The sequence below is a fragment of the Agrobacterium salinitolerans genome, assembly GCF_027498475.1.
In the GTDB taxonomy this organism is placed as follows: Bacteria; Pseudomonadota; Alphaproteobacteria; order Rhizobiales; family Rhizobiaceae; genus Agrobacterium; species Agrobacterium salinitolerans.
This window is the reverse complement of the sequence record NZ_JAPZLN010000001.1, coordinates 664,143-688,734: the sequence shown is the minus strand read 5'-3', so window position 1 is coordinate 688,734 and position 24,592 is coordinate 664,143. Positions and strand designations below refer to the sequence as shown.

The 24,592-nt window shown below is 58.9% G+C and carries 24 protein-coding genes and 1 tRNA gene; 15 read left to right on the top strand and 10 right to left on the bottom strand.

Going from position 1 to position 24,592, the window contains the following annotated elements; translation table 11 throughout:
• Positions 1-155 precede the first annotated feature (155 nt).
• The 4 genes from O9X91_RS03310 to O9X91_RS03295 all read left to right on the top strand — a co-directional run bounded on the left by O9X91_RS03310 (position 156) and on the right by O9X91_RS03295 (position 4,437).
• Positions 156-596, top strand: coding sequence for a VOC family protein (locus tag O9X91_RS03310; RefSeq protein WP_269834246.1), 441 nt, complete (start codon positions 156-158; stop codon positions 594-596).
• A 156-nt stretch (positions 597-752) separates the two neighbouring features.
• Positions 753-2,027 carry a YcbK family protein gene (locus O9X91_RS03305; RefSeq protein ID WP_269834247.1) on the top strand — a complete coding sequence of 425 codons (1,275 nt, stop codon included), beginning with the start codon at positions 753-755 and terminating at the stop codon, positions 2,025-2,027.
• Between the two features lie 133 nt (positions 2,028-2,160).
• A complete protein-coding gene (locus O9X91_RS03300) occupies positions 2,161-2,904 on the top strand; it encodes a glycosyltransferase family 25 protein (protein ID WP_142914249.1) in 744 nt (247 codons plus the stop codon).
• Between the two features lie 342 nt (positions 2,905-3,246).
• Complete coding sequence (locus O9X91_RS03295; protein ID WP_269834263.1) at positions 3,247-4,437, top strand: IS481 family transposase; 1,191 nt, start codon at positions 3,247-3,249, stop codon at positions 4,435-4,437.
• Positions 4,438-4,481: 44 nt separating this feature from the next.
• On the opposite strand, the gene O9X91_RS03290 is transcribed toward O9X91_RS03295, so the two are convergent.
• Positions 4,482-4,571 (bottom strand) — tRNA-Ser (locus O9X91_RS03290).
• A 220-nt stretch (positions 4,572-4,791) separates the two neighbouring features.
• On the opposite strand from O9X91_RS03290, the gene O9X91_RS03285 reads away from it, so the two are divergent.
• The 10 genes from O9X91_RS03285 (at position 4,792) to deoA (ending at position 14,018) form a co-directional block, all read left to right on the top strand.
• Entirely contained in the window at positions 4,792-5,109 is a 318-nt protein-coding gene (locus tag O9X91_RS03285) for a hypothetical protein (protein ID WP_142913793.1), read from the top strand.
• A 75-nt stretch (positions 5,110-5,184) separates the two neighbouring features.
• On the top strand, positions 5,185-5,835 hold the full coding sequence (msrA, locus tag O9X91_RS03280) for a peptide-methionine (S)-S-oxide reductase MsrA (RefSeq protein ID WP_077984576.1): 651 nt from the start codon (positions 5,185-5,187) through the stop codon (positions 5,833-5,835).
• Between the two features lie 214 nt (positions 5,836-6,049).
• Positions 6,050-7,042, top strand: coding sequence for a BMP family lipoprotein (locus O9X91_RS03275; RefSeq protein ID WP_077984574.1), 993 nt, complete (start codon positions 6,050-6,052; stop codon positions 7,040-7,042).
• Positions 7,043-7,125: 83 nt separating this feature from the next.
• The gene (locus O9X91_RS03270) at positions 7,126-8,631 is read left to right on the top strand and encodes an ABC transporter ATP-binding protein (RefSeq protein WP_137410933.1); all 1,506 of its coding nucleotides are present in this window, start codon (positions 7,126-7,128) and stop codon (positions 8,629-8,631) included.
• 7 nt (positions 8,632-8,638) lie between these two features.
• Positions 8,639-9,742 (top strand): ABC transporter permease, encoded by a 1,104-nt coding sequence (locus tag O9X91_RS03265; RefSeq protein ID WP_077984572.1) that lies wholly within the window; start codon positions 8,639-8,641, stop codon positions 9,740-9,742.
• Positions 9,743-9,748: 6 nt separating this feature from the next.
• Positions 9,749-10,720: an ABC transporter permease gene (locus O9X91_RS03260; RefSeq protein WP_077984571.1), complete on the top strand. Its 972-nt coding sequence runs from the start codon at positions 9,749-9,751 to the stop codon at positions 10,718-10,720.
• Positions 10,721-10,724: 4 nt separating this feature from the next.
• On the top strand, positions 10,725-11,129 hold the full coding sequence (locus tag O9X91_RS03255; RefSeq protein WP_077984570.1) for a cytidine deaminase: 405 nt from the start codon (positions 10,725-10,727) through the stop codon (positions 11,127-11,129).
• Positions 11,129-11,929: a purine-nucleoside phosphorylase gene (locus O9X91_RS03250; protein WP_137409555.1), complete on the top strand. Its 801-nt coding sequence runs from the start codon at positions 11,129-11,131 to the stop codon at positions 11,927-11,929. The genes O9X91_RS03255 and O9X91_RS03250 overlap by 1 nt, the downstream gene beginning before the upstream one ends.
• 2 nt (positions 11,930-11,931) lie before the next feature.
• On the top strand, positions 11,932-12,705 hold the full coding sequence (deoC, locus tag O9X91_RS03245) for a deoxyribose-phosphate aldolase (protein WP_077984568.1): 774 nt from the start codon (positions 11,932-11,934) through the stop codon (positions 12,703-12,705).
• Entirely contained in the window at positions 12,702-14,018 is a 1,317-nt protein-coding gene (gene deoA, locus O9X91_RS03240; RefSeq protein WP_269833601.1) for a thymidine phosphorylase, read from the top strand. The genes deoC and deoA overlap by 4 nt, the downstream gene beginning before the upstream one ends.
• Here deoA and O9X91_RS03235 read toward each other — a convergent pair.
• The 9 genes from O9X91_RS03235 to cyoA form a co-directional block, all read right to left on the bottom strand.
• Positions 14,011-14,532 (bottom strand): TIGR02281 family clan AA aspartic protease, encoded by a 522-nt coding sequence (locus O9X91_RS03235; protein ID WP_162520587.1) that lies wholly within the window; start codon positions 14,530-14,532, stop codon positions 14,011-14,013. The two genes, deoA and O9X91_RS03235, sit on opposite strands and share 8 nt — an antisense overlap.
• A gap of 134 nt (positions 14,533-14,666) precedes the next feature.
• The gene (upp, locus tag O9X91_RS03230) at positions 14,667-15,296 is read right to left on the bottom strand and encodes a uracil phosphoribosyltransferase (protein WP_004439188.1); all 630 of its coding nucleotides are present in this window, start codon (positions 15,294-15,296) and stop codon (positions 14,667-14,669) included.
• Between the two features lie 95 nt (positions 15,297-15,391).
• Positions 15,392-16,369: an adenosine deaminase gene (locus O9X91_RS03225; protein ID WP_142913791.1), complete on the bottom strand. Its 978-nt coding sequence runs from the start codon at positions 16,367-16,369 to the stop codon at positions 15,392-15,394.
• Positions 16,366-17,586, bottom strand: a complete 1,221-nt coding sequence (locus O9X91_RS03220) for a phosphopentomutase (protein ID WP_142913790.1) — start codon at positions 17,584-17,586, stop codon at positions 16,366-16,368. Before O9X91_RS03220 ends, O9X91_RS03225 begins: the two co-directional genes overlap by 4 nt.
• A 112-nt stretch (positions 17,587-17,698) precedes the next feature.
• A complete protein-coding gene (locus O9X91_RS03215; protein WP_162520592.1) occupies positions 17,699-18,460 on the bottom strand; it encodes an SURF1 family protein in 762 nt (253 codons plus the stop codon).
• Positions 18,461-18,637: 177 nt separating this feature from the next.
• Positions 18,638-19,033, bottom strand: a complete 396-nt coding sequence (cyoD, locus tag O9X91_RS03210) for a cytochrome o ubiquinol oxidase subunit IV (protein ID WP_269826189.1) — start codon at positions 19,031-19,033, stop codon at positions 18,638-18,640.
• Positions 19,033-19,659 carry a cytochrome o ubiquinol oxidase subunit III gene (gene cyoC, locus O9X91_RS03205; protein WP_173987824.1) on the bottom strand — a complete coding sequence of 209 codons (627 nt, stop codon included), beginning with the start codon at positions 19,657-19,659 and terminating at the stop codon, positions 19,033-19,035. Before cyoC ends, cyoD begins: the two co-directional genes overlap by 1 nt.
• 5 nt (positions 19,660-19,664) lie before the next feature.
• Positions 19,665-21,668 (bottom strand): cytochrome o ubiquinol oxidase subunit I, encoded by a 2,004-nt coding sequence (gene cyoB / locus O9X91_RS03200; protein ID WP_269833600.1) that lies wholly within the window; start codon positions 21,666-21,668, stop codon positions 19,665-19,667.
• A gap of 76 nt (positions 21,669-21,744) precedes the next feature.
• Entirely contained in the window at positions 21,745-22,875 is a 1,131-nt protein-coding gene (gene cyoA, locus O9X91_RS03195) for a ubiquinol oxidase subunit II (RefSeq protein WP_269824906.1), read from the bottom strand.
• Positions 22,876-23,123: 248 nt separating this feature from the next.
• Between cyoA and O9X91_RS03190 the strand changes: the two genes are divergently transcribed.
• Entirely contained in the window at positions 23,124-24,452 is a 1,329-nt protein-coding gene (locus tag O9X91_RS03190; protein ID WP_077984559.1) for an MFS transporter, read from the top strand.
• Positions 24,453-24,592: the final 140 nt, after the last annotated feature.

Below are 24,592 nucleotides of genomic sequence, written 5' to 3'. Positions count from 1 at the left end.
CAACTGATTCCTGTGCGCCAGATTAACATCTTGGTAACGGTTTCACGCAAGCCCTAGTTTTTGATTTACGCAGCTGCTTTTATGTCGCCGTCCTTGTCCGGGGCTTGCCGTCACGCGTTTGACGGCTCCGGACCCGTGTAATGGAGAGGAAGAAAATGCGGTATCTGCACACAATGGTTCGCGTCAAAGACCTTGGCGAATCACTGAAATTCTATGTCGGTCTGCTCGGCCTTACGGAAATACGCCGAATCGAGAACGAAAAAGGTCGGTTCACTCTGGTGTTTCTTGCGGCGCGCGATGACATTGCTGCGGCGAAGGAAAACAAGGCTCCCTGCCTAGAACTCACCTATAATTGGGATACCGAAGATTATACCGGCGGCCGCAACTTCGGCCATCTGGCTTACGAGGTCGACAATATCTACGATTTCTGCGCGCATCTGCAGCAGAACGGCATCGTCATCAACCGGCCGCCGCGTGACGGGCACATGGCCTTCGTGCGCTCGCCGGATGGTATTTCGTTCGAGATTTTGCAGAAGGGCGAAAGCCTCGCACCAGCTGAGCCCTGGATATCTATGCAGAATACCGGTTCCTGGTAGGGATTTTCCGGTGAGCAGCGGCGTTTTCGGGTGCTCTTGCCTTGTCCCGAGGGGATGAGGCATAGTCCGCGAATCAAAACGGCCAGTCCCGTTTTGGGGAAGCACACGCGCCCGTTCCCGTGTTGCTGTTGGAAATGCAAGATACGGAGGCCACCCATGAAAACTGTCGAGAGCGCGAAAGGACGTCTGCTTCGTCAGCGTCTTGTCATCGCGGTTTCACTGTTTGGGCTTTCCGGATGCGTTTCGGCGGTGACCGACGACGAGATGGCCGGCACGACCAAAAAGCCGGAAATTTCCACACAACAGAAGCCGCAGACCGCCGCTTCAGCTGCGGCGGCCGGCGCGCAACCGGGACATTATGTGGATCCGGCCGTGGCGTCGGCGGCTGGAGCGGCCGCGCCGGTCCAGCCTCAGGCAGCGGGCGGCCCGGCGCAGGCCTATGGCGCCGCCCCCGATATCGCCGGGTTGACGACGCAGCCAACGGCGATCTCGGCAGGTACGGCAAGCATTTATTCGACCGCCTCCGCCGCAGCAGCGCCCGCCGGTGCCGCAGGGGCACCGGGCGTCGCCGTCGCTACGGGTGTTCCTTCCCAGAGAATCACTCCCGCCGTCAGCAGCGTCTATTCGGCGCCGGTGCAGGCCGCACAGCCGCAACCGGCGGCGGCGCCGGCTCAGGTCCCGCCAGCCGGACAGGCGTCGGCGGAGCAGCACAGCGAAAATCTTCAGCCGGCTCCCGTACCCCTTCCGCAATCGGCATCTGGACAGCTCGCGGCGGCTGCCGCGCAACCAGCCGCCAGCGCCGGAGCGACCGGCGAGAAGCAGGGAGCCGATGGGCAGGGCATGACGCTTGCGGCATTTTTTGCCGGTGCGGCCAAGAAACGTCTGCCGAAAATGATTGAAAGCGGGACTGCGGGCAATACGCAGGTCGCTGCGCTTCCCGGAGCTACGGACGGGACGATGGGCATTGCGCTTTCCGGCCGCTCGGTGATGTCCGACGAATTCGACGATGCCCATCTCGATGAAGAGGATGACCAGCCGACAGGCCTGATGAAACTCGCTTCACTCTCCGGCCTCACCCGCGTCGCCCCGAACGGGCTTTTCCTGCAGACGGACCGTGTCGAAGTCGGCTGTTTCAAGCCGGAACTGGTGCGGATGATCAAGGATGTGGAGCGCCACTACAACAGACCGGCGATCGTCACCTCGGGTTATCGTCCGCCGAAGGGCATAAGGCGGGGCTCCAAGCACTATACCTGCGATGCCGCCGATATCCAGATCAAGGGCGTCTCCAAATGGGAGCTTGCGACCTATCTGCGTTCCCTGCCGGAACGCGGCGGCGTCGGCACCTATTGCCACACCGAGTCGGTCCATATGGACACGGGTGAGCCGAGAGACTGGAACTGGCGTTGCCGCCGTACTGCCGCGCGCAAATAATCCCGCTCGTTTTTTCGGCAATACGGCCATTCGGCGCACCTTCCGATAAGACTAGAGATCGCAGCCGCATGGACGGACGGTACGGCTTGCTGTAGGAGGCGGTTCGTTCTGTCCCGCTTATGGTGCCTTGCAAATGCAGCCTGCCTCGACTTTCCCGATCTATATTGTTTCGATTGCCCGCGCCTGGGCGCGGCTAGAGAAGATGCTGGAAGGCGCCTCCGGCCTCGGTCTCGACCTGCGGCCGGTGGAAGGGGTGGACGGTAAGACCATTTCCCCTGATGACTGGCGGGATTTCGACCGGCGCGGCTTCGAGCTGCGCAACGGCCGTCACGCCCTGCCGGGAGAATATGGCTGTTACGCCAGCCATATCAAAGCCCTTGAAATCTTCCTCGCGACCGATGCGCCCGTCGCCGTGATCGTCGAAGATGATGTCGCTTTCACGCCGGATTTCTCGGAACGGGTCAAGGCCATGGTTGCGGTGATGCCTGACGACGCGATCATAAAGCTGACCAACCACCGTAGAAAGGGCTTCAAGGGCCGCAAAAGCAGTGCCCTTGGTGATGTGTTTGGCCGATGCATCTATGGTCCGCAGGGCTCATCTGCCTGCTACATCATCTCCCGCAGGGCTGCGGAGCGTTTCCTCAAGACGGCGCGGAGGATGACGCTGCCATTCGACCGGGCTCTCGAATGCGGCTGGGGTTACGGCACCAAGGTTTACATCACCGATAAGGATTTCCTGCCATTTGGCGACCCGGATACGCTGGTCGGCACGCGCGACGAATACAGAGGCAGCAAGTTCCGCCGTTTCAGTCGGGTTCCCGCTTATCTTTTCAGCTTTTACGACAATATCGCCCGGTACATCTACGTCTATCGGTAGGGATAGTCATCCAGAGTGCGGCAGGCCAGATACCAGTCCTCGGCAAACTCTTTGGCCAGAGACAAACTGTCGGTTTTGGTGCTGACTCGCCACTCCTTGCCCTCAAGGCAAATGGAGCATTGCCACAGTGAACTGTTGGCGCGGCGTTAGACGCGAACCTTGTCACCGAAGACGGTATGCGAGGTCATCTTACCCTCTCAAACTGTGCGAAACATGTGTGAGGGTTGTTTTACTGATTTTGGGCTGATTTTCAACGGTAAGTGCTTGTTGTCCGACTTGAGAGATAGGTGACGTTTTGTACCGGAGACATGGGTAACACTTTTCGCTTTGCGGGAGGTGTTGATGCCGTGGAGAGAGACTTCGGTTATGGAAGAACGTCTACGCTTTGTCGCCCGTTTGCTGGAGGGCGAAGGAATGAGCGAGGTGTGCCGGGACTTCGGCATATCGCGCAAGACCGGCTACAAGATATTCTATCGCTACAAGGACGACGGGCTTGAAGCTCTGACGGACCGCTCCCGGCGTCCGGTGCGCTACGCCAACCAACTCCCCGATCCCGTCGAGGCAATGATCGTGCGCCTCAAAAAGGAGAAGCCTCATTGGGGTGCGCGCAAGATCCGCGAACTGCTGGTGAAAAAGCTCGCTGGCGACGTCCGTATTCCGGCGAGCAGCACCGTACATGCGGTGCTCGACCGCCATGGCCTTGTGCGCCAGGCCCGCAAGAGGAACCGGGCAAACAAGGCCATGGGCACCACGCTGTCGCAAGCCGTCAATGCCAACGATCTGTGGTGCGCCGACTTCAAGGGCGAGTTCAAACTTGGGGATGGCCGTTATTGTTACCCTTTGACCGTAACCGATCAGGCATCCCGCTATCTATTGGCTTGCGAAGCCTTCGAATCGACACGAGAGCAAGCCGTGATCGAAGCCTTCCGCCGCCTGTTTGCCGAACATGGCCTGCCTCAGGCGATACGCTCGGACAACGGGCTACCTTTTGCCTCACCAAACGGGCTGTACAATCTGTCGAAGCTGTCGGTTTTCTGGTTGAGGCTTGGGATAGCGATCGAGCGCATCAAACCGGGCCATCCACAGCAGAACGGCCGGCATGAGCGTATGCATCTGACATTGAAGAAGGAGGCAACTCGCCCACCCGAACGTAGCCTTCTCCAGCAACAGGTACGCTTTGATGCATTCGTCAGCGAATTCAATGGCGAGAGGCCGCATGAGGCGATCAGCATGAAAGTGCCTGCTGATCTCTATACCGCCTCTTTGCGCCCCTACCTTGGCCTGCCGGAGATCGATTATCCCTTCCATGATCGAGACATCATCGTCACCAATTGCGGACGCGCCTGCCTCTTTCGCAAGAAGATCAATATATCGACCGTACTGGCCGGACAGAAACTGGGATTAAAGGAGGTGGAAGACGGCATTTGGCTCGTCAGCTTCATGCATTACGATCTAGGATATATCGACCTGGAACAGAGAACGCTGCAAACAATCGACAATCCGTTCGGCACGAGATTGTCACCTATGTCTTAGGTACAAACTGTTACCTATGTCTCCGGTCTGGACATGGGGTGAAATGGCGGACAGGGTGGGATTCGAACCCACGGTACGCTTTCACGCACACACGCGTTCCAGGCGTGCGCCTTAAACCACTCGGCCACCTGTCCTTTTTCAAATCTGCATGTTTTGAAGAATGCAAATCACTGGAACGGCGCGATATATACCGATGAATTCGCAGGGATCAACACGAATCTGACAGTTTTTTGAAATGTCGGCAATTTCCTGTGTTCCGATGCGATTGCAAACCGGTTTTCCCGCCTTTATCGATGCATTATAGATTTGAAAATATGTCTGTCTGACCGACAGATCGTAAGCGAGGTGTCTCTGATGAAAGCTTTTTTGCGGTTTTTGAGCTTTCTTTTCCTCGTTGCGGCGGTTTTTCTGGGCGTGCTCGATTCGATCCGTTCGGTTTCCACATCCTCGGTCAACATCGCTGGCGTCCTGTCCGTCTGGAACTATCTTCTTCCTGCTTCCCGCACCATGGTGGAAGCGGCCATGGCTCACTATATTCACCCTGAAGCGTGGCGCTTCATTGAAAATGCCCTGTCGGCGGTGCCCGCATTTGCCGTTTCCCTGGCGCTTTCGCTGCTCTGCTGGATGGCGGGTTACAGGAAACACAAGGCGATGAGGCGTTTATCGGCCTGACTTTGTGTCTGTCGAAAGGATGCGCCCGCAGACGTGAACCACGAAAAGCGGCGGACTTGCCGCATGGAGGACCGAATGTTCCTGTTCGATACGCTTTCAAAAAAAACCACGATGCCGACAGAAGAAACCGCCTTGCCCGGCCGTGAAGAGGCGCTTGCGGTGCCGGAAGCCCATTTCGTCAATGGCCGGCCCTTGAAGGGGCCTTATCCTGAGGGACTTGAAACCATTTATCTCGGCATGGGCTGCTTTTGGGGTGCGGAACGGTTGTTTTGGAAAACGCCGGGTGTCTGGGTGACGGCGGTTGGTTATGCCGGCGGCTTCACCCGCAACCCCACCTATCAGGAGACGACGACCGGCCAGACGGGCCACGCCGAAGTGGTCAAGGTTGTATACGATCCGGCGGTTATCTCGCTTTCGGGCCTGCTGAAGATATTCTTCGAGGAGCATGATCCGACTCAAGGGATGCGGCAGGGCAACGATGTCGGCACGACCTACCGTTCCGCCATCTACGCGACGACGGAAGGGCAGTTGCAGCAGGCACAGAAGGGGCGGGATGCCTTTCAGGAGGCCCTCAACGATGCCGGTCATGGCGCTACCATCACCACCGAGATCGGGCCGCTTGAAACGTTTTATTACGCCGAGGACTATCACCAGCAATATCTTGCCAAGAACCCCGGTGGCTACTGCGGCCTGAGGGGAACCGGCGTAAGCTGCAATATCGACTAGTTTTTTTGCAAGTCGCTCCGGTGGAAAGACCAAAAAAGCGCCAGAATAAAGTTTTTCCACCGGGTCAAAAAAACCGGATGAATTTTTCATTGAGCCATGCAAGGATATGAGGCAAGCACAGCCGGGATAACGGCTGGCGGTTCCGCAGACATTCCCGGTAAACGGGATTGCGGGAGGACCCTTAAAATATCAATTGCAACAACAGGGCTGCACAATGAAAAAATCCCTTCTGACGCTTTTTGCGCTTGCCGCAATGTCGGCTTCCGCGCTGGCTGCCGATATCAAGCCGGCGCTGGTCTATGGCACGGGCGGCAAGTTCGACAAGTCGTTCAACGAGGCCGCTGCGGCCGGCGCTGAAAAGTTCAAGGCGGAAACGGGCATCGATTTCCGTGACTTCGAACCGACCAGCGACACGCAGGGCGAACAGGCCATCCGCAACTTCGCCAGCAAGGGCTTCAACCCGGTCGTGGCCGTTTCTTTCGCCTGGACCTCGGCCATGGAAAAGGTCGCAGCCGAATTCCCCGACACCAAGTTCGTGATCGTCGATTCCGTCGTTGAGCTGCCGAATGTCCGCTCCGTGGTCTACAAGGAGCATGAAGGTTCCTACCTCGTCGGTCTTCTGGCCGGCATGGCCTCCAAGACCGGCAAGGTCGGCTTCATCGGCGGCATGGATATTCCGCTGATCCGCAAGTTCGCCTGTGGTTACGCCCAGGGTGCCAAGGCGGCAAACGACAAGATCGAAGTCTTCCAGAACATGACCGGAACGACAGGTGCAGCCTGGAACGATCCGGTGCGCGGCGGTGAACTCACCAAGAACCAGATCGATCAGGGCGCTGACGTGATCTATGCGGCAGCCGGTGCGACTGGTCTCGGCGTTCTGCAGACTGCCGCCGATAACAAGAAGCTCTCCATCGGCGTTGACTCCAACCAGAACCATCTGCATCCGGGTTCCGTTCTGACCTCGATGGTCAAGCGGGTCGATCTGGCTGTCTATAACGCCTACAAGGATGCCAAGGACGACAAGTTCACCCCCGGCATAGTTGCGCTCGGCGTCAAGGAAGATGGCGTGGCCTATGCCCTCGACGACAACAACAAGGCGCTCATCACGCCGGAAATGACCGCCGCCGTGGACAAGGCGAAGGCCGATATCATCTCCGGCGCCGTCAAGGTCCATGACTATATGGCGGACAATTCCTGCCCGAAATGATATGATATGTGTCTGGGGCGCATGGTGTTTTTTCACCTTGCGCCCTTTTCATATCCAGCCTTCGGAGAGGTTTCGGTTTGAGTATGGACCCAGCAATCGAACTCGTGGGCATCGACAAGAAATTCGGTGCCGTTCACGCCAATAAGAATATCAACCTGACCGTTGCCAAGGGTACGATACACGGCATCATCGGGGAAAACGGTGCCGGGAAGTCGACCCTGATGTCGATCCTTTACGGTTTTTACCAGGCGGATGCCGGTGAAATCCGGGTGAATGGCGCGCCCGTCGCGATCCGTGACAGCCAGGCGGCCATCAATGCCGGCATCGGCATGGTGCATCAGCACTTCATGCTCGTGGAAAATTTCACCGTGCTGGAAAACGTCATGCTCGGTGCAGAAGGCGGCGCATCGCTTGCCAAGGGGCGGGCGGCGGCCCGCAGGGAGCTAAAGCGCCTCGAGGACGATTACGGGCTGGAAGTCGATCCGGATGCGGTGATCGAGGAACTGCCGGTCGGCCTGCAACAGCGCGTCGAAATCCTCAAGGCCATGTATCGCGGCGCCGAAATCCTGATCCTCGATGAGCCGACCGGCGTTCTGACGCCGGCTGAGGCGGATCACCTGTTCAAGATCCTCGGCGTTCTGCGTGAGCAGGGCAAGACCGTCATTCTCATCACCCACAAGCTGCGCGAGATCATGGCGATCACGGATTCCGTCTCCGTCATGCGCCGCGGCGAAATGGTGGCAACCCGCAAGACGTCCGAAACCAGCGTCGAGGAACTGGCTGAGCTGATGGTCGGTCGCCGCGTGCTGCTCCGGGTGGAGAAGGGTGAGACGACGCCGGGCGATGTTCTGCTCTCCATCCGCAATCTGACTGTCAAGGACAACCGTGGCGTCACCATGGTGGATGATGTCTCTCTTGATGTCCGCGCCGGTGAAATCGTCGGCATTGCCGGTGTGGCGGGCAATGGTCAGTCGGAATTGCTCGAAGCCATAGCCGGGATCCGCAAGCCCTATTCGGGCGAGATATGGGTGGATGGCCGGAAGGTGGACCGCCCCGATCCGGCAATTTTGCGCAGGCTCGGCCTCGCGCATATCCCGGAGGACCGCCACCATATGGGGCTGGTGCTGAAATTCGAGGAATATGAAAACTCCATCCTCGGTTATCACCATGATGAGCGATACGGCAAAGGGCCCTTCCTCAACCCCGAGGCGATCCGCAAGGATGCGGTCGAAAAGATCGAGAAATACGATATCCGCCCGCCGAACCCGCAGCTGAAGACCGCCAATTTTTCCGGCGGCAATCAGCAGAAGATCGTCGTCGCCCGCGAAATCGAACGCGACCCGAAGATGCTGATCATCGGCCAGCCGACCCGCGGCGTGGACATTGGCGCCATCGAGTTCATCCATCGCCGCATTATCGAAATGCGCGATGCCGGCAAGGCGATTTTGCTGGTTTCGGTCGAACTCGATGAAATCCGTTCCCTTTCGGACCGGATCATGGTCATGTTCGCCGGCCGTATCGTTGGAGAGAAAACGGCGGAAGCCGAAGAACAGACGCTGGGCCTGATGATGGCCGGCATCGCCGCATGAGGCATGAATGAGCACCGCTTCCGTTCCCTTACCAAACTGGATCAGCTATGGCCTGTTGCCGTTGCTGAACGTCGTCACCGCCTTCCTGATTTCCGGCCTCGTTGTCTGGTCGATCGGGGAAAACCCGCTGGCGGCGCTCCGCCTTCTCATCGAAGGAGCGCTCGGCCGCGGCGACGCCATCGGCTTCACGCTGTTCTACACGACGAGCTTCATCTTCACCGGTCTCTCCGTCGCCGTGGCTTTCCATGCCGGCCTGTTCAATATCGGCTCCGAAGGTCAGGCCTATATTGGCGGGCTGGGCGCTGCGCTGGTGGCTCTGGCGCTTGATCGTTACGTGCCGTGGTATGTGACGATGCCTTTCGCCGTCATCGGCGCTGCGGTTTTCGGCGCGGCCTGGGCCTTCATTCCGGCTTGGCTGCAGGCGAAACGCGGCAGCCACGTTGTCATCACCACCATCATGTTCAACTTCATCGCGGCTGCGCTGATGGTCTATCTGCTGGTGAATGTGCTGATCGTGCCGGGCAAAATGGCGCCGGAAACACGCACCTTTCTGCCGGGCGGGCAATTGCCGAAGCTTGACTGGCTGATGGCGCTGTTCGGCCTCAAGCTCGGGCCGGCGCCATTCAACGTCTCCTTCATCATCGCGCTGGTCATGTGTTTCCTTGTCTGGGTTCTGATCTGGCGCACCAAGCTCGGTTATGAGATGCGCACGCTCGGCATCAGCCCGTCGGCCGCTGTCTATGCCGGCATTCCCTATGCGCGCACTGTCATCATCGCCATGCTGATTTCCGGCGGTCTGGCGGGCATGATGGCGCTGAACCCGGTCATGGGCGCTTCCGCCCGCCTGCAGGTGGAATTCGTCGGCGGTGCGGGTTTCGTCGGTATCGCTGTGTCGCTGATGGGGCGAAGCCATCCGCTTGGCATCATCTTTTCGGCATTGCTGTTCGGTATTCTCTATCAGGGCGGTGCGGATCTTTCTTTCGAGATGCCGAACATCACCCGTGAGATGATCGTTGTCATCCAGGGTCTGGTGATCCTTTTCGCAGGCGCATTGGAATATATGTACCGGCCGGCGGTTGTGCGCATCTACCAGCGTTTGGCAAAGGGGTGAGTTGATATGGATTTTTTCGATATGCTGGTCAGCATCCTCGGCTCGACCGTCCGTCTCACTATCCCGCTTCTCTTCACCGCGCTCGCCGGGCTCTTTTCCGAGCGCGCCGGCGTGTTCGATATCGGCCTTGAAGGCAAGATGCTGGCGGCGGCCTTCGCTTCCGCCTGTGTGGCCTATATCACGGCCAATCCCTGGGCCGGTCTGCTGGCGGGCATCACCATCTCCATTCTGTTCTCGCTGACCCATGGTTTTGCCGTCATCACTAACCGTGGCAACCAGATCGTATCCGGCGTGGCGCTGAATTTCATCGCAGCCGGCCTGACGGTTGTTCTGGGGCAGGCCTGGTTCGGGCAGGGCGGCCGCACGCCGCAATTGTCGGCAGAGGGCCGTTTTGCGCCGATCATCCTGCCCGGCGCGGATGCGATGCGTGAGGTGCCCTTCATCGGCCCGCTTTATGCCAATGTCATTTCCGGCAACAATATCCTCACCTATCTGGCATTTCTGGCGGTACCGCTGTCCTGGTGGGTGCTTTACCGCACCCGTTTCGGCCTGCGACTGCGCGCTGTCGGTGAAAACCCGGGTGCCGTCGATACGGCGGGCATTTCGGTGACGTGGATGCGTTACCGCGCGGTCATCGTCGCCGGCTTTCTCTGCGGTTTCTCAGGTGCCTATCTTGCCGTTGCGCAATCGGCGGCCTTCATCGCCAACATGTCGGCGGGCAAGGGCTATATCGCGCTGGCAGCGCTGATCTTCGCGAAATGGAAGCCGGTGCCGGTCATGTTCGCCTGCCTGCTGTTCGGTTTTCTGGACGCCTTCGCTAACTTCATGCAGGGCAAATCCGTGCCCGGTATCGGCGAAGTGCCGGTGCAGATTTTCCAGGCCATGCCCTATATTCTGACCTGCATTCTGCTTGCCGGTTTCATCGGCGTCGCCAAGCCCCCCAAGGCCGGTGGCGTTGCCTATGCAAAGGAGCGTTAAATCCATGTCCTCCGATCCAAAATCCCATGCGCTGTTCGAGGCGGCGGTGGAGGCCATGGCCTTTGCGCACGCGCCTTATTCCAAATTTCCGGTCGGCGCGGCGATCCGCGCGGAGGACGGGAAGATTTACAAGGGCGCCAATATCGAGAACCTCTCTTTTCCGCAGGGCTGGTGCGCCGAACCTTCTGCGATCAGCGCCATGATCATGGGTGGGGCAAAGAAGATCAGCGAGATCGCTGTCATTGCTGAAAAGCTGGCTCTCTGCCCGCCTTGCGGCGGATGCCGGCAGAAGATCGCCGAATTTGCCACGCCGGAAACGCGAGTCTATCTGTGCGACGAAACTGGCGTCCAGAAGGTCATGACCATGGAAGAGCTTTTGCCCTTCAGCTTCAAGACAGAGCTGCCCTGATGCCGGATACGCTGATCGATATTCTGGTGGAGCGCCTGAACGGCCTAATGCCGCGCGTAGCCATCGTCCTCGGCTCGGGTTTGGGTTCTTTGGTGGAAGAGGTCAGCGATCCGATCCGCGTGCCCTATGCCGAGCTTCCCGGTTTTCCCGCAAGCGGTGTTTCCGGCCATGCGGGTGAGCTGGTGGCCGGTTATCTCGGTGGTGAGCCGGTCATGATGCTCTCCGGTCGGGTGCACTTTTACGAAAAGGGCGATCCGTCCGCGATGCGGGTTGTCATCGAAGCGCTGGCTGGTCTCGGCGTGCAGTCGCTCATCCTCACCAATTCGGCAGGCTCGGTCAGGCAGGATATGCCGCCCGGTTCAGTCATGCAGATCACCGATCACATCAATTATTCCGGCATGAACCCGCTGATCGGTGAAGAAAGCGACCGTCGCTTCGTCGGCATGACCACTGCTTACGATCCTGATCTGATGCTTGCCATGCGCAACGCCGCCATCCGCGCGACGGTGCCATTGTTTGGCGGCGTCTATATGTGGTTTTCCGGCCCGAGCTTCGAAACGCCGGCGGAAATCCGCATGGCGCGGCTGCTGGGGGCTGATGCCGTCGGCATGTCCACCGTGCCGGAAGTCATCCTTGCCCGCTTTTTCGGGATGCGCGTTGCCGCCGCATCGGTTATTACCAATTACGGTGCCGGCATGACCGGTGCGGAACTGAGCCATGAAGAAACGAAGGATATGGCTCCCGTGGGTGGCAAGAGGCTTGCCGCCATCCTAAAGGAAATGATCGCAGGAGGAGCGTGACCATGGAACTCCAGCGTCCGCGCGAAGCGGCTGCCCTCACTTTGTCCTTGCTGGACCTGACCAATCTCAAGGAAGATTGCACGCCCGAGCAGATCGCCGCTCTGTGCCAGCGGGCCCATACGGAATACGGCAATACGGCCGCAATCTGCATCTGGCCGCGCTTCGTGGCGCAGGCCCGTGCTGCTTTCGGAAAAGACCATGCGATCCGCATCGCCACGGTCGTCAATTTTCCTTCGGGCGATCTCGACATCGCGGCTGTGGTTGCGGAAACCGAGGCGGCGATCCGCGACGGCGCTGACGAAATCGATCTGGTCATTCCCTATCGAAAGTTCATAGCAGGCGATGAAACGGCGGTTTCGAACATGGTGGCTGCCGTTCGCAAGGCCTGCGCGGCACCTGTGTTGCTCAAGGTTATTCTTGAAACCGGCGAGTTGAAGGACAAGGCGCTGATCCGTCGCGCATCCGAACTCGCCATTGCCGAAGGGGCCGATTTCATCAAGACCTCGACTGGCAAGGTTGCCATCAATGCCACGCTGGAGGCCGCCGACATCATGTTGCAGGCGATCCGCGACAGCCGGCAGAAGGTGGGTTTCAAGCCCGCCGGCGGCATCGGCACGGTGGAGGACGCCACGCTTTACTTGAGGCTTGCGGAAACCATCATGGCGCCCAACTGGGCCATGCCGTCCACCTTCCGTTTCGGCGCGTCGGGTGTCCTCGATGATGTGCTGAACGTGCTGGCCGGCGGCGAGCCCGCCAGGGCCGCCAGCGGGTATTGAGCTTGATCCCGCAGGAAATCATCCGGCGCAAACGCGATGGCCTGTTACTTGAGCCTCGGGAGATTGCCGCTTTCATAGAGGCGCTTTCAAAAGACGGCATCTCGGAAGGGCAGGCGGCTGCCTTTGCCATGGCGGTGTTCTTCCGCGGCATGAGCCGGGATGAGATGGTGGCGCTGACACTGGCGATGCGCGACAGCGGTGAGGTCCTGTCCTGGAGCGATCTCGGCAGGCCGGTGGCGGACAAGCACTCCACCGGCGGCATCGGCGATAATGTCTCCCTGATGCTCGCGCCCATCGTTGCCGCCTGCGGTCTTGCCGTGCCGATGATTTCCGGCAGGGGCCTTGGCCATACCGGCGGCACGCTGGACAAGCTGGAAGCGATCCCCGGTTACAACGTCACGCCGGACGAGATGTTGTTTCGCCGGACGGTAAAGACGGCCGGCTGCGCCATCATCGGCCAAACGGGTGATCTCGCTCCCGCCGACAAACGTCTTTACGCCATTCGCGATGTGACCGCGACGGTGGATTCCATACCGCTGATCACGGCCTCCATCCTGTCGAAAAAGCTTGCGGCCGGGTTGCAGACGCTGGTTCTGGATGTGAAGGTGGGCAACGGCGCCTTCATGCAGAATGTGGAGGATGCCCGCAATCTGGCTCGCGCGTTGGTCGATGTGGCGAATGGCGCGGGCCTGCCGACGACGGCGCTGGTAACCGACATGAACCAGCCGCTTGGCGATGCAGCCGGTAATGCGGTCGAGATCGTTAATTGCCTGGATTTTCTGGCTGGTCGCAAAGCGGGAACCCGTCTCGAAAAGGTCGTGCTCGCCTTCGCGGCGGAAATGCTGGCGCAGGCCGGGAGCGCGGCTACGCTTGATGAAGGCGAGGCGCTGGCGCTGGCCGCTCTTTCCTCCGGCCGGGCCATGGAGGTCTTTGCGCGGATGGTTTCAGCACTCGGCGGGCCTTCGGATTTCGTTGTACGCCCGTCCCATTACCTGCCGTCCGCGCCGGTCACTCTCCCGGTCTCGGCTCCGCGCAGCGGTTGGCTCTCATCCTGCGCGACCCGCGATCTCGGTATGGTGGTTGTGGAGCTTGGCGGCGGTAGAAGAAAGCCGTCGGATACCGTTGACGCTGCGGTCGGTATTTCTGACATCCTGCCGCTCGGCACAAAAGTGGAAAAGGGCGAGCCTGTCGCGATAGTCCATGCTGCCTCGAAAGAAGAAGCGGAACACGCCGCCGAAATGATTGCGGTTTGTTACGGGATTGATGACGCTGCGACAGAGATCGGCAACGTGGTTCTTGAGAGGATCACCTGACCAGCCGCATTTCGCCGCCCGATACCTTGAATGATGACAATTGCTTGAGGAAGCTCATGCCGATCAGCATGTTGCTAAGCGCATTGTCCTTCAGCACCATGGCGTCGACATTCTGAACCCGGATAGCGCCGATTTCCACCCGGTCGAGCTTCACATAGGCGGCCATGGTCTGGCCGTTGGCCGTTGAAATCGCATACTTAAAATCGAGGCTATTGACCCCGTAACCGAGTCGGCGCGCAATCGTCTCGTTGATGGCGACCATGGAAGCGCCGGTATCGACAAGGCCGTCAAAGGATTTGCCGTTGATGCGGAAGGCGGCATTGAAGTGGCCGCGAGCATCGGCTTTCAGATTGACGCCGCCAAGGGAAACGGACTCCGGTTTGGCCGCCTCGGGTCTGGCTTCCGCTTTCTCGACGCCTGCTTCCGGGCGCGGCTGAAATTTTTCCACCAGCGCCGGAATTTGCGTTGCGCCGAGGGAAATGCCAACAAGCAGGAAAATCGCGCGCGCCAGCAAGTCGTTTCTCCTCAAAGGGCGGGGTTATCCTTGCCGAGAATAGACGCAAAACATGCTGAAATCTTAAAAGAAAAAGCCATCCGCCGCGTTGCGTGCGGCGAATGGCTCAAACGGTTAAGTAATGATGAACGGTGTTATTTGGTACCGTACATGCGGTCGCCGGCATCGCCGAGGCCGGGAACGATATAGCCTTTTTCGTTCAGATGCCTGTCGATGGCGGCGGTATAGATCGGCACATCGGGATGCGCTTCGCGGAAATTCTTGATGCCTTCGGGAGCCGCCAGCAGACACAGGAAGCGGATGTTCTTCGCGCCACGCTCTTTGAGTTTTTCAACGGCTGCGATGGAAGAGTTGCCGGTCGCCAGCATCGGATCGACAACGATGACCAGACGGGCATCGAGGCTTTCGGGTGCCTTGAAATAATATTCGACGGCTTCGAGCGTATCGTGGTCACGATAGACGCCGACATGGGCAACGCGCGCAGATGGAACCAGCTCCAGCATGCCTTCCAGAAGCCCGTTGCCGGCGCGCAGGATGGAAGCGAAAACCAGCTTCTTGCCTTCGAGAACGGGTGCCTGAATGGTCTCGAGCGGCGTATCGATGGTCTCCATCGTCATTTCAAGATCACGCGTCACTTCATAGCAGAGCAGCGTCGAAATTTCCCTCAGCAGACGGCGGAAGCCGGCCGTGGAAGTTTCCTTCTTGCGCATGATGGTAAGTTTGTGCCGCACCAGCGGATGTTCGATGACTGTGACGCCGTCCATGAAACTGGCCTTCCTTTTTATCTTATGCCCTGTAATTCACCGAAAGCACGTTTTTCGCAAGCCTTCTTCGCGGTTTTACCCTGCCAACAACCGTCTCAGGCATTACCCAGTCTAGCAAGCAGTCGCTCGCGCGTTGCCTCGTCCACGAAGGCGCATTCCAGCGCGGTACGGGTCATGCGGTTGATCTCGCTATCGCTGAACCCGAAAGCCTCCGCAGCGAGCGCATATTCTCGCGCAAGCGAGGTGAAGAAGAACGGCGGATCGTCGGAACTGATGCAGACGCGCACTCCGGCATCGCTCAGGGCTTTCAACGGGTGGCTGGCGAAATCGGGATAGACGCCGAGCGCGATATTCGAGCCGGGGCAGACTTCGAGAACCGTTCCCGTCTCGACGAGCCGGTAGATGAGTGCGGTATCTTCGATGGCACGCACGCCGTGGCCGATACGCGACGGTTTGACGAGATCGAGTGCGTCGGCAACGCTTTCCGGACCGCAGACCTCACCGGCGTGGATCGTCAGCCCAAGTCCGGCATCACGGGCGATATCGAAGGCGCGGGCGTAGTCGGCAACCCGGCCCATACGCTCTTCGCCCGCCATGTTGAAGCCGGTTACCAGCGGATGTCGGGCGCGCGCCGCATATTCGGCTGCTGCGATCACCCGCTCCGGGCCGAAATGCCGCTCCCCGGTGACGATGATGCGGGTTTCGATGCCGGTCTTTTCCTTGGCGATACGGATGCCCTCGGCAATGCCGGCAAGATAGGCGTCGGCGCCAAGACCGATGCGGTCGCCATGATCCGGCGAGATGATCAATTCGCTGTAGATCGTATTGGCTTGTGCCAGTTCCGTCAGATAGGTTTCCGTCAGGACCGCATAGTCCTCGTCGGACTTGAACACCTGCGCCACCGCATCGTAGCACTGGATGAATTCCGCAAAATCCGACCATACATATTGGCCGTCGCGCAAAAAGCCGCTGGTGTCTATGCCGTATTTTTCCGCCTGTTTCGCAACAAGGGCAGGCGGTGCCGCACCTTCGAGGTGGCAGTGAATTTCCGCTTTCAGCAAATGCGATGTCAAATGAAGCTCCTGCCGTGTGAACCGGCCTCTATGCCAAGATGGTGGGCGATACTCTCGCCGATATCCGCGTAGCTTGAACGAATACCGACATCGCGGGATCGGATGCCAGGTCCGAATGCCATGATCGGCACCCTTTCGCGTGTATGGTCCGTGCCCCGCCAGGTGGGATCGCAGCCATGGTCGGCAGTGAGAAGCGCTATATCGCCAGGTGCCATCTTGCGATGGATTTCCGGAATACGCGCATCGAAGGCCTCAAGCGCCGCCGCATAACCGGCAACGTCTCGGCGGTGGCCGTAAAGCATGTCGAAATCGACGAAATTGGTGAAGACGAGATCGCCGTTTTCAGCCTCGTCGATGGCCTGCAGCGTCGCATCCATCAAGGCGGCGTTGCCATTCGCCTTGATGACGCGCGTCACACCCTGATGGGCATAGATGTCGCCGATCTTGCCGATCGCATGCACCTTGCGCCCCGCGTCCACCAGCCGGTCGAGCAGGGTCGGCTCCGGCGGCAGGACCGAGAAGTCGCGGCGGTTGCCGGTGCGTTCGAAGGTGGCGACCGTCTCGCCGATGAAGGGGCGGGCGATGACGCGGCCTATATTCAGCGGATCGAGCAGTTTGCGCACCGTCACGCAGAGCGAGATAAGCCGATCCAGACCAAAGTGGGTTTCATGCGCGGCAATCTGGAACACGGAATCGGAAGAGGTGTAGCAGATCGGCTTGCCGCCTCTGATATGTTCGTCACCGAGCGCAGCGATGATCTCGGTACCGGACGCATGGCAATTGCCGAGGATTCCGGGAATATCGGCCTCCTTGCAGATCGCCTCAACCAGCTCCGGGGAAAAGGCGTCGCCCTCCGTCGGGAAATAACCCCAGTCGAACGTCACGGGTGTACCGGCGATCTCCCAATGGCCTGAAGGTGTGTCCTTGCCCTTGGAGATTTCGCTGGCCGAGCCGTGCAGCCCGAAAATCCGCTCCGGCGGTTCCATGCCGGCGGGAATGTCGCCGCTTGCCTGCCTTGCGATCTCCAGGAGGCCGAGCGAACACATGTTCGGCAGCTTCAGCGGACCGGCCCGAAGCCCGGCTCTATCCGCCGCACCTGCCGCGCAGAATTCCGCGATATGACCGAGCGTATTTGCACCAAGATCGCCATAACGCTCCGCGTCAGGCGCGCCGCCGACACCGAAGGAATCCAGAACGAGAAGAAATGCTCTTGCCATAACTCACCGAAACAAAATGCGCCGACGGGCAATGTCAGGCCGAACTGTCGTTATAGATCAGCAAAACGTGAAGAAGGAAGCGCTTTTATGAACCATCCGGTAAAACAGCGGTTCAATCAGCATCCCCTTTCGATTTCGGTGCGTTGAGGTTGCGCATCACATACCAGCCCGCAGCAACCACCATCGCCGCCAGAATATACCACGTGATGGCGTAAGAGAGGTGGTTGTTGGGGAAAGTCAGCATGGTCTTGCCACCAACCGGCAGGCCACCAGGATTGGGTGTCGCATCCGCATCGACATAAAAGGGCGCAACGTCTGACAGCCCGGAAGCCTGTGTGATCTCTGGAATATTGCGGGAATACCAGCGGCCATTTGCCGGGTCGTTGGTTCTCAGGAAAAGCCCGCCGGTTTCCGGCGCGCGCATCAGCCCGACGATCTCGACGTTTCCGGTGGGTTCGCCTTCCGTGCGTGAAGATGGATCGCGCCGGTCGGACGGCACGAAACCACGATTGATGATGATGCTTGAACCATCGTCGCGCCGAAGCGGGGTCATCACCCAGTAACCGGGCCCGAGATCGGTGACCGTGTAGACCTGGACTTCCCTATCATTCAGCAGGGTGCCGGTCAGTTTCACACGACGATATTCGTAATCCGAGGGGTTACCGAGGGCTGGCCACTCGCTGGCGGCAGGGGCATCGACGGGCTCGGCATGGGCGCGGGCGTCAACGCGTTGGATCAGGTCGAGTTTCCAGAAAAGGCGCTGAACCTGCCATGTTCCAAGCGCCAGCAGGCAGCCCGTCAGGGCAATGGTCAAAAACAGGACGACAATTGCCGCAGGGCGGATGCGCCGATTTTGGGGTGCGATTTCACTCATGTCACGGTCCTTGCAAAGCGTCACCGGCAGAGAGATCGTCTGCTCCGGCGGGGCTCTTTGCACCCGCATGCGCTTGCTCCAGCAAATAACCCCATAAATCGCGCCGATTCATGGGGTTATGTGTTGGCGCGGAAAGCGGCCTGCCGGGCTTCCGGCAGGCCGCTGATTTATGGCAGCTCAGGGCAGGTTCTTCACATCCTCAATGTGCAGCGGCATCATGTTCTTGTTCATGTTGTACATGACCCAGAGCGAGCCGGAGAGCGTGATCAGGAGCACCACGACGGTGAAGATCAGCGCCATGAAGGTCCAGCCGCCTTCTGACTTGGTGTCCATGTGCAGGAAGTAGATCATGTGAACGAAGATCTGGATGACGCCGAGACCCATGATGGCGATGACCAGCAGGGTCTTGTTTTCAAGAACGTCGCCCATGACCAGCCAGAAGGGGATCGCCGTCAGGATGACCGACAGCACGAAGCCGATCATGTAGCTCTTGAAGGTGCCGTGGCTCGCACCATCATGGTGATGATGGTCGTCGCCATGCGCGTCGTGATGTGCCTGTGCTTCGGAACTCATCAAAGAACTCCCATGAGGTAAACGAAGGAGAAGACGCCGATCCAGATGACGTCAAGGAAGTGCCAGAACATCGACAGGCACATCAGGCGGCGCTTGTTCGCCGCGATGAGGCCATGTTTGCCGACCTGGAACATCAGCGTGACGAGCCAGATGATGCCGAAGGTGACGTGCAGGCCGTGCGTGCCGACCAGCGCGAAGAAGGCCGACAGGAACGCCGAACGCTGCGGGCCCGCACCTTCCGCGATCAGGTGGTGGAACTCGTAAAGTTCGACGGCAAGGAAGGCGAGGCCGAACAGGCCGGTCACGCCAAGCCATATCAGCGTTGTTTTTACCTTCTGCTTTTCCATTTCCAGCATGGCAAAGCCATAGGTGATGGAGGAGAAAAGCAGGAAGCCGGTATTGATGGCGACCAGCTTGAGATCAAACAGGTCCGCACCCGAAGGACCGGCCGCATAGCTGCGGCCGACAACGGCATAGGTGGCAAACAGCGTCGCGAAGATGAGGCAGTCGCTCATCAGGTAGAGCCAGAAGCCCAGCGACGTGCCGTTCTCCGGGTGGTGGTCTTCCTTCAGGTAAAAGACCGGTGGTTCAGCGCCGCTGGCGCTTTGTGCAGGTGCATGAGCCATATTCGTTACGCCTGTTCTGCAAGCAGCTTTGTACGCTCAGCCTCGACAGTCGAAACGTCGGAAGCCGGAATGTAGTATTCGCGGTTGTAGTTGAAGGTGTGGGCAATCGAGACTGCAATGATGGCGAGCATCGAAAGCGCGGCAAGCCACCAGATATGCCACACCAGGGCGAAGCCGAGGACGACGCTGATGGCGCTGATGATGACGCCCGCGCCGGTGTTCTTCGGCATATGGATCGGAATGAAACCTTCCTTGGGACGGCTGTAACCGCGCTTCTTCATATCCGCCCAGGCATCCACGTCGTGAATGACCGGCGTGAAGGCGAAGTTGTAGGCGGGCGGCGGCGAAGACGTCGACCATTCCAGCGTACGGCCGTTATAGGGGTCGCCGGTCACGTCACGCAGCTTTTCGCGATTGAGGAAGCTGACGATGAGCTGGATGACGAAGGAGGCGATGCCGAGCGCGATCAGGAAGGCGCCGAAGGCGGCGATGACGAACCAGATCTGTAGCGAATTGTCCTCGAACTGGCTGAGACGGCGGGTGATGCCCATCAGGCCGAGAATGTAGAGCGGCATGAAGGCGAAATAGAAGCCGATGAACCAGAACCAGAAGGACAGCTTGCCCCAGAACGGATCGAGCCGGTAACCGAAGGCTTTCGGGAACCAGTAAACGATGCCCGCAAGCACACCGAACACGACGCCACCGATGATGGTGTTGTGGAAGTGGGCGATGAGGAACAGCGAGTTGTGCAGGACGAAATCCGCCGGCGGAACGGCAAGAAGAACGCCGGTCATGCCGCCGATGACGAAGGTGATCATGAAGCCGATCGTCCAGAGCATCGGAACGTCGAACTTGATGCGGCCCTTATACATGGTGAAGAGCCAGTTGAAAATCTTCGCGCCCGTCGGGATCGAGATGATCATCGTGGTGATGCCGAAGAAAGCGTTGACGCTTGCACCGGAACCCATTGTGAAGAAGTGGTGCAGCCACACGATATAAGCGAGGATGGTGATGACGCCCGTGGCGTAGACCATCGAGGCATAACCGAAAAGGCGCTTGTTGGAGAAGGTCGAGACGATTTCCGAGAAGACGCCGAAGGCGGGCAGCACCAGAATATAGACTTCGGGATGGCCCCAGATCCAGATGAGATTGACATACATCATCGGATTGCCGCCGAGATCGTTGGTGAAGAAATTCGTGCCAACGTAACGGTCGAGGGTGAGAAGTGCCAGCGTGCCGGTCAGGATCGGGAAGGAGGCCACGATCAGGATGTTCGAACACAGCGATGTCCACACGAAGATCGGCAGGCGCATCATGGTCATGCCAGGCGCGCGCATCTTGATGATCGTCACGATCAGGTTGATGCCCGATAGCGTCGTTCCCACACCGGCGATCTGCAGACCCCAGATATAATAATCGACCCCGACCCCGGGGCTTCCATCGATGCCGGAGAGCGGCGGATAGGCCAGCCAGCCGGTCTGCGCATATTCACCGATGAACAGCGAGATCATGGTGATGACGGCGCCGGCCGTGGTCATCCAGAAGGAGAAGTTGTTGAGGAAGGGGAACGAAACGTCGCGGGCGCCGATCTGTAGCGGTACGACGAAGTTCATCAGACCCGTGATCATCGGCATGGCCATGAAGAAGATCATGATGACGCCGTGGGCCGTGAAGATCTGATCGTAATGGTGCGGCGGAAGGTAACCCTCCGATCCGCCCGACGCGATCGCCTGCTGGACGCGCATCATGATCGCATCGGCGAAACCGCGCAGCAGCATGACCAGCGCCAGAATGATGTACATGATACCGATCTTCTTGTGATCGATGCTCGTGAACCATTCGTTCCAGAGATAGCCCCAGAGGCGGAAATAGGTGAGGGCGCCGACGACGGCGATACCGCCCAGAGCCACGGCCGCGAAGGTCGCGACAAGAATGGGCTCGTGAAGCGGGATGGACTCCCATGTCAGCTTCCCGAACAGGAACGACGTTTGATCGGAATTGACGATCATTTTTAGCCTCTTGCGATTCTAAGACATAAGATCGGCGCAGCCATTGGCCGCGCCGCATAATGCCGGGACGTATCCGTCAGCCAGCGACTTGTTTCGTTTCCGGCAGCGCCGCAGGTTCGAAAGTCTGGCCTTCGAGCGCAGCCGGAGTGGATTGGGGGCCGCTGGCGACGCCAAAGGGCGCAAGCGGCGTGCAGACGACGGAATTCAGCGCCTTGGCGATGTCGATGCCTTCCTTGCCGCCGCCGCCATTGGCGTCGATATGCATCATGTCACGCATGCAGAGCTTGTTCGGCTCGACGCAGCGGTTGAGGATGGCGCTGTAGAGTTCGGGATCGACCGAAGCGAAATATTGTACTGGTTCGCGTTCGGAAGGCTTGGCGAATTCCAGATATTCCTGACGGCCGAAGCCCTTGCCGCTTTCTTTCGCCTTCGCCACCCACTGATCGAAGCCCTGCTGGCTCAGGCCATGGAATTTGAAGCGCATGTGCGAGAAACCTGGGCCCGAGAAATTGGCCGAGAAGCCGTCATAAACGCCTTCCTTGTTGATGACCGCGTGCAGCTTCGTCTGCATGCCGCCCATGGCGTAGATCTGGCCGGCGAGCGCGGGAACGAAGAAGGAGTTCATCGCCGTCGTGCCGGTGATCTTGAAATTGATGGGAACATCGACCGGAGCGGCGAATTCATTGACGCTGCCAATGCCGAGTTCGGGATAGAAGAACAGCCACTTCCAGTCCATGGCCACCACTTCTACCGTGATAGGCTTGGTTTCGGCGGTCACCTGGCGGTTCTCGTCGATACGCTCCAGCGGGCGATAGGGGTCGAGACGGTGCGTGGAAATCCAGGTCACGGTGCCGAGCATCAGGATGATGGCGACCGGAGCCGACCAGATCACCATTTCCAGGCGGGTGGAGTGGTGCCACTCGGGATCGTAATCCTCAGCCTTCCCTGATTCGCGATACTTCCATGCGAAGAACAGCGTCAGGGCAATGACCGGGACGATGATCAGCAGCATCAGAACCGTGGACGTGATGATAAGATCGCGCTGCTGGATCGCGATGTCGCCCGAAGGGTTCATGACGACGAGGTTGCAGCCGCTGAGCAGCAGCAGAGCCGGGATTGCCAGAAGGGCGGATAGGATTTTTTTGATCGTGCGCACGTTCTTTGAACTCGTACAGTTTGGATTATGCCGCGAATAATTGCCGAACATCATTTTTAGAATGAGGTATATTGTCGCGGTGCAGCGAAACCTTCGCGATGCACCATGTCTCGGGCAGTGCTGCGTTTAGGACGGAGCCCGTGCATTATCGCATGGTCGGCTGACTGGGCAACCCTTTATTGCCAAACTTCAATTGACGTTACGTAGGGTGCGTGTGACAATCCGTCGCATCGTAACGTAACGGATGAGGAGCCGGCGCGTTACAGGAAATGGTTCGTCCATGACGCAGGAGGGATATTATGAGTTATACGAATGCTGCTCCATCCTTTGGGCAGGCGCCGGAAGCGAACGGACACGGGGCCGGTCCCGTCAAGGTCGATCCGGATCGCATCACGATTGCAGTCATTCTCGCGAGAATGACGGAGTTTTTTGACTTTTTCATCTACGCCATCGCCTCCGCGCTCGTTTTCCCCCACGTCTTCTTTTCCTTCGTCGATCCGCTAACGGCCACGCTCTATTCCTTCGCGGTTTTCTCATTGGCCTTTATCGCAAGGCCGATCGGTTCGCTGATCTTCCTCCAGATAGACCGAAAGTTCGGGCGCGCCGTTAAGTTGATGGCTGCCCTCTTCACTCTCTGTGGTTCCACGATGGCGATCAGCTTTCTTCCGTCCTATGCGGAAGCGGGCATGCTCGCGCCGGTCATGCTGGCTGTATTCCGAATCGGCCAGGGTCTTGGTCTGGGCGGCGCATGGGACGGTCTCGTCTCGTTGCTCGCCATGAATGCACCGCAGAAGCAGCGCGGATGGTACGCCATGATGCCGCAGATCGGTGCGGCCATGGGGTTCGGTCTCGCCAGCGCCTTCTTCATCGTCTTCGTGACGCAGCTTTCCAATGCGGAATTCCTCGCCTGGGGCTGGCGTTTCCCGTTCTTCGTGGCGCTAGCGCTGAATGTTCTCGCGCTCTTTGCCCGCCTTCGCATGATCGTGACGCCGGAATTCCAGGCCATGCTGGAGCAGCACGAACTGGAACCGCGCCCCATGTTCAAGATGCTACGTTCACAGTTTCCGGTGGTGGTCACGGGTGCCTTCGTGCCGCTGGCGAGCTTTGCGCTCTTCCATCTCGTCACGGTCTTTCCGCTGAGCTGGGTTTCGCTCAACACCAGCCAGCGTGTGTCGGACTTCCTGTTCGTGCAATTCGTCAGCGCCATCATCGCCGGCGGCATGATCGTGGTTTCGGGCATTCTGGCCGACCGGATCGGCCGGCGGAAGCTTCTGGCTGTTGCGGCCGTGCTGATCGGGCTCTTCAGCCTCGTGGCACCCGTTCTCCTGAGTTCGGGCGATATTGGCCGCTATCTCTTCGTCCTGATCGGCTTTTCTCTGCTTGGCCTGTCCTTCGGTCAGGCGGGCGGCGCGCTTGCTTCCCGCTTCAGCCGTGAGTACCGCTATACCGGCGCATCGCTCACCTCGGATATTTCCTGGCTGATCGGCGCCGGTTTCGCACCGCTCGTCGCGCTCGGATTTTCGTCCAAATTCGGTCTTTTCGCCGTCGGCATTTACCTGATGTCGGGTGCGCTCTGCACGCTGATCGCCCTCTGGTTCAGCCGCACGCTGGACATGCCATCGGAGTGATCTGGGCAATTTAAAAATCCCTGCACCCATCGCGCCGCGGAATCCTGTCGGATTTCGCGGCGTTTTTGTTTTTTTATTGCGCCAGGTCGATTTTAATCTTGACTCAGTCGATCATGAAATATTATGTAAGCAATACTGAC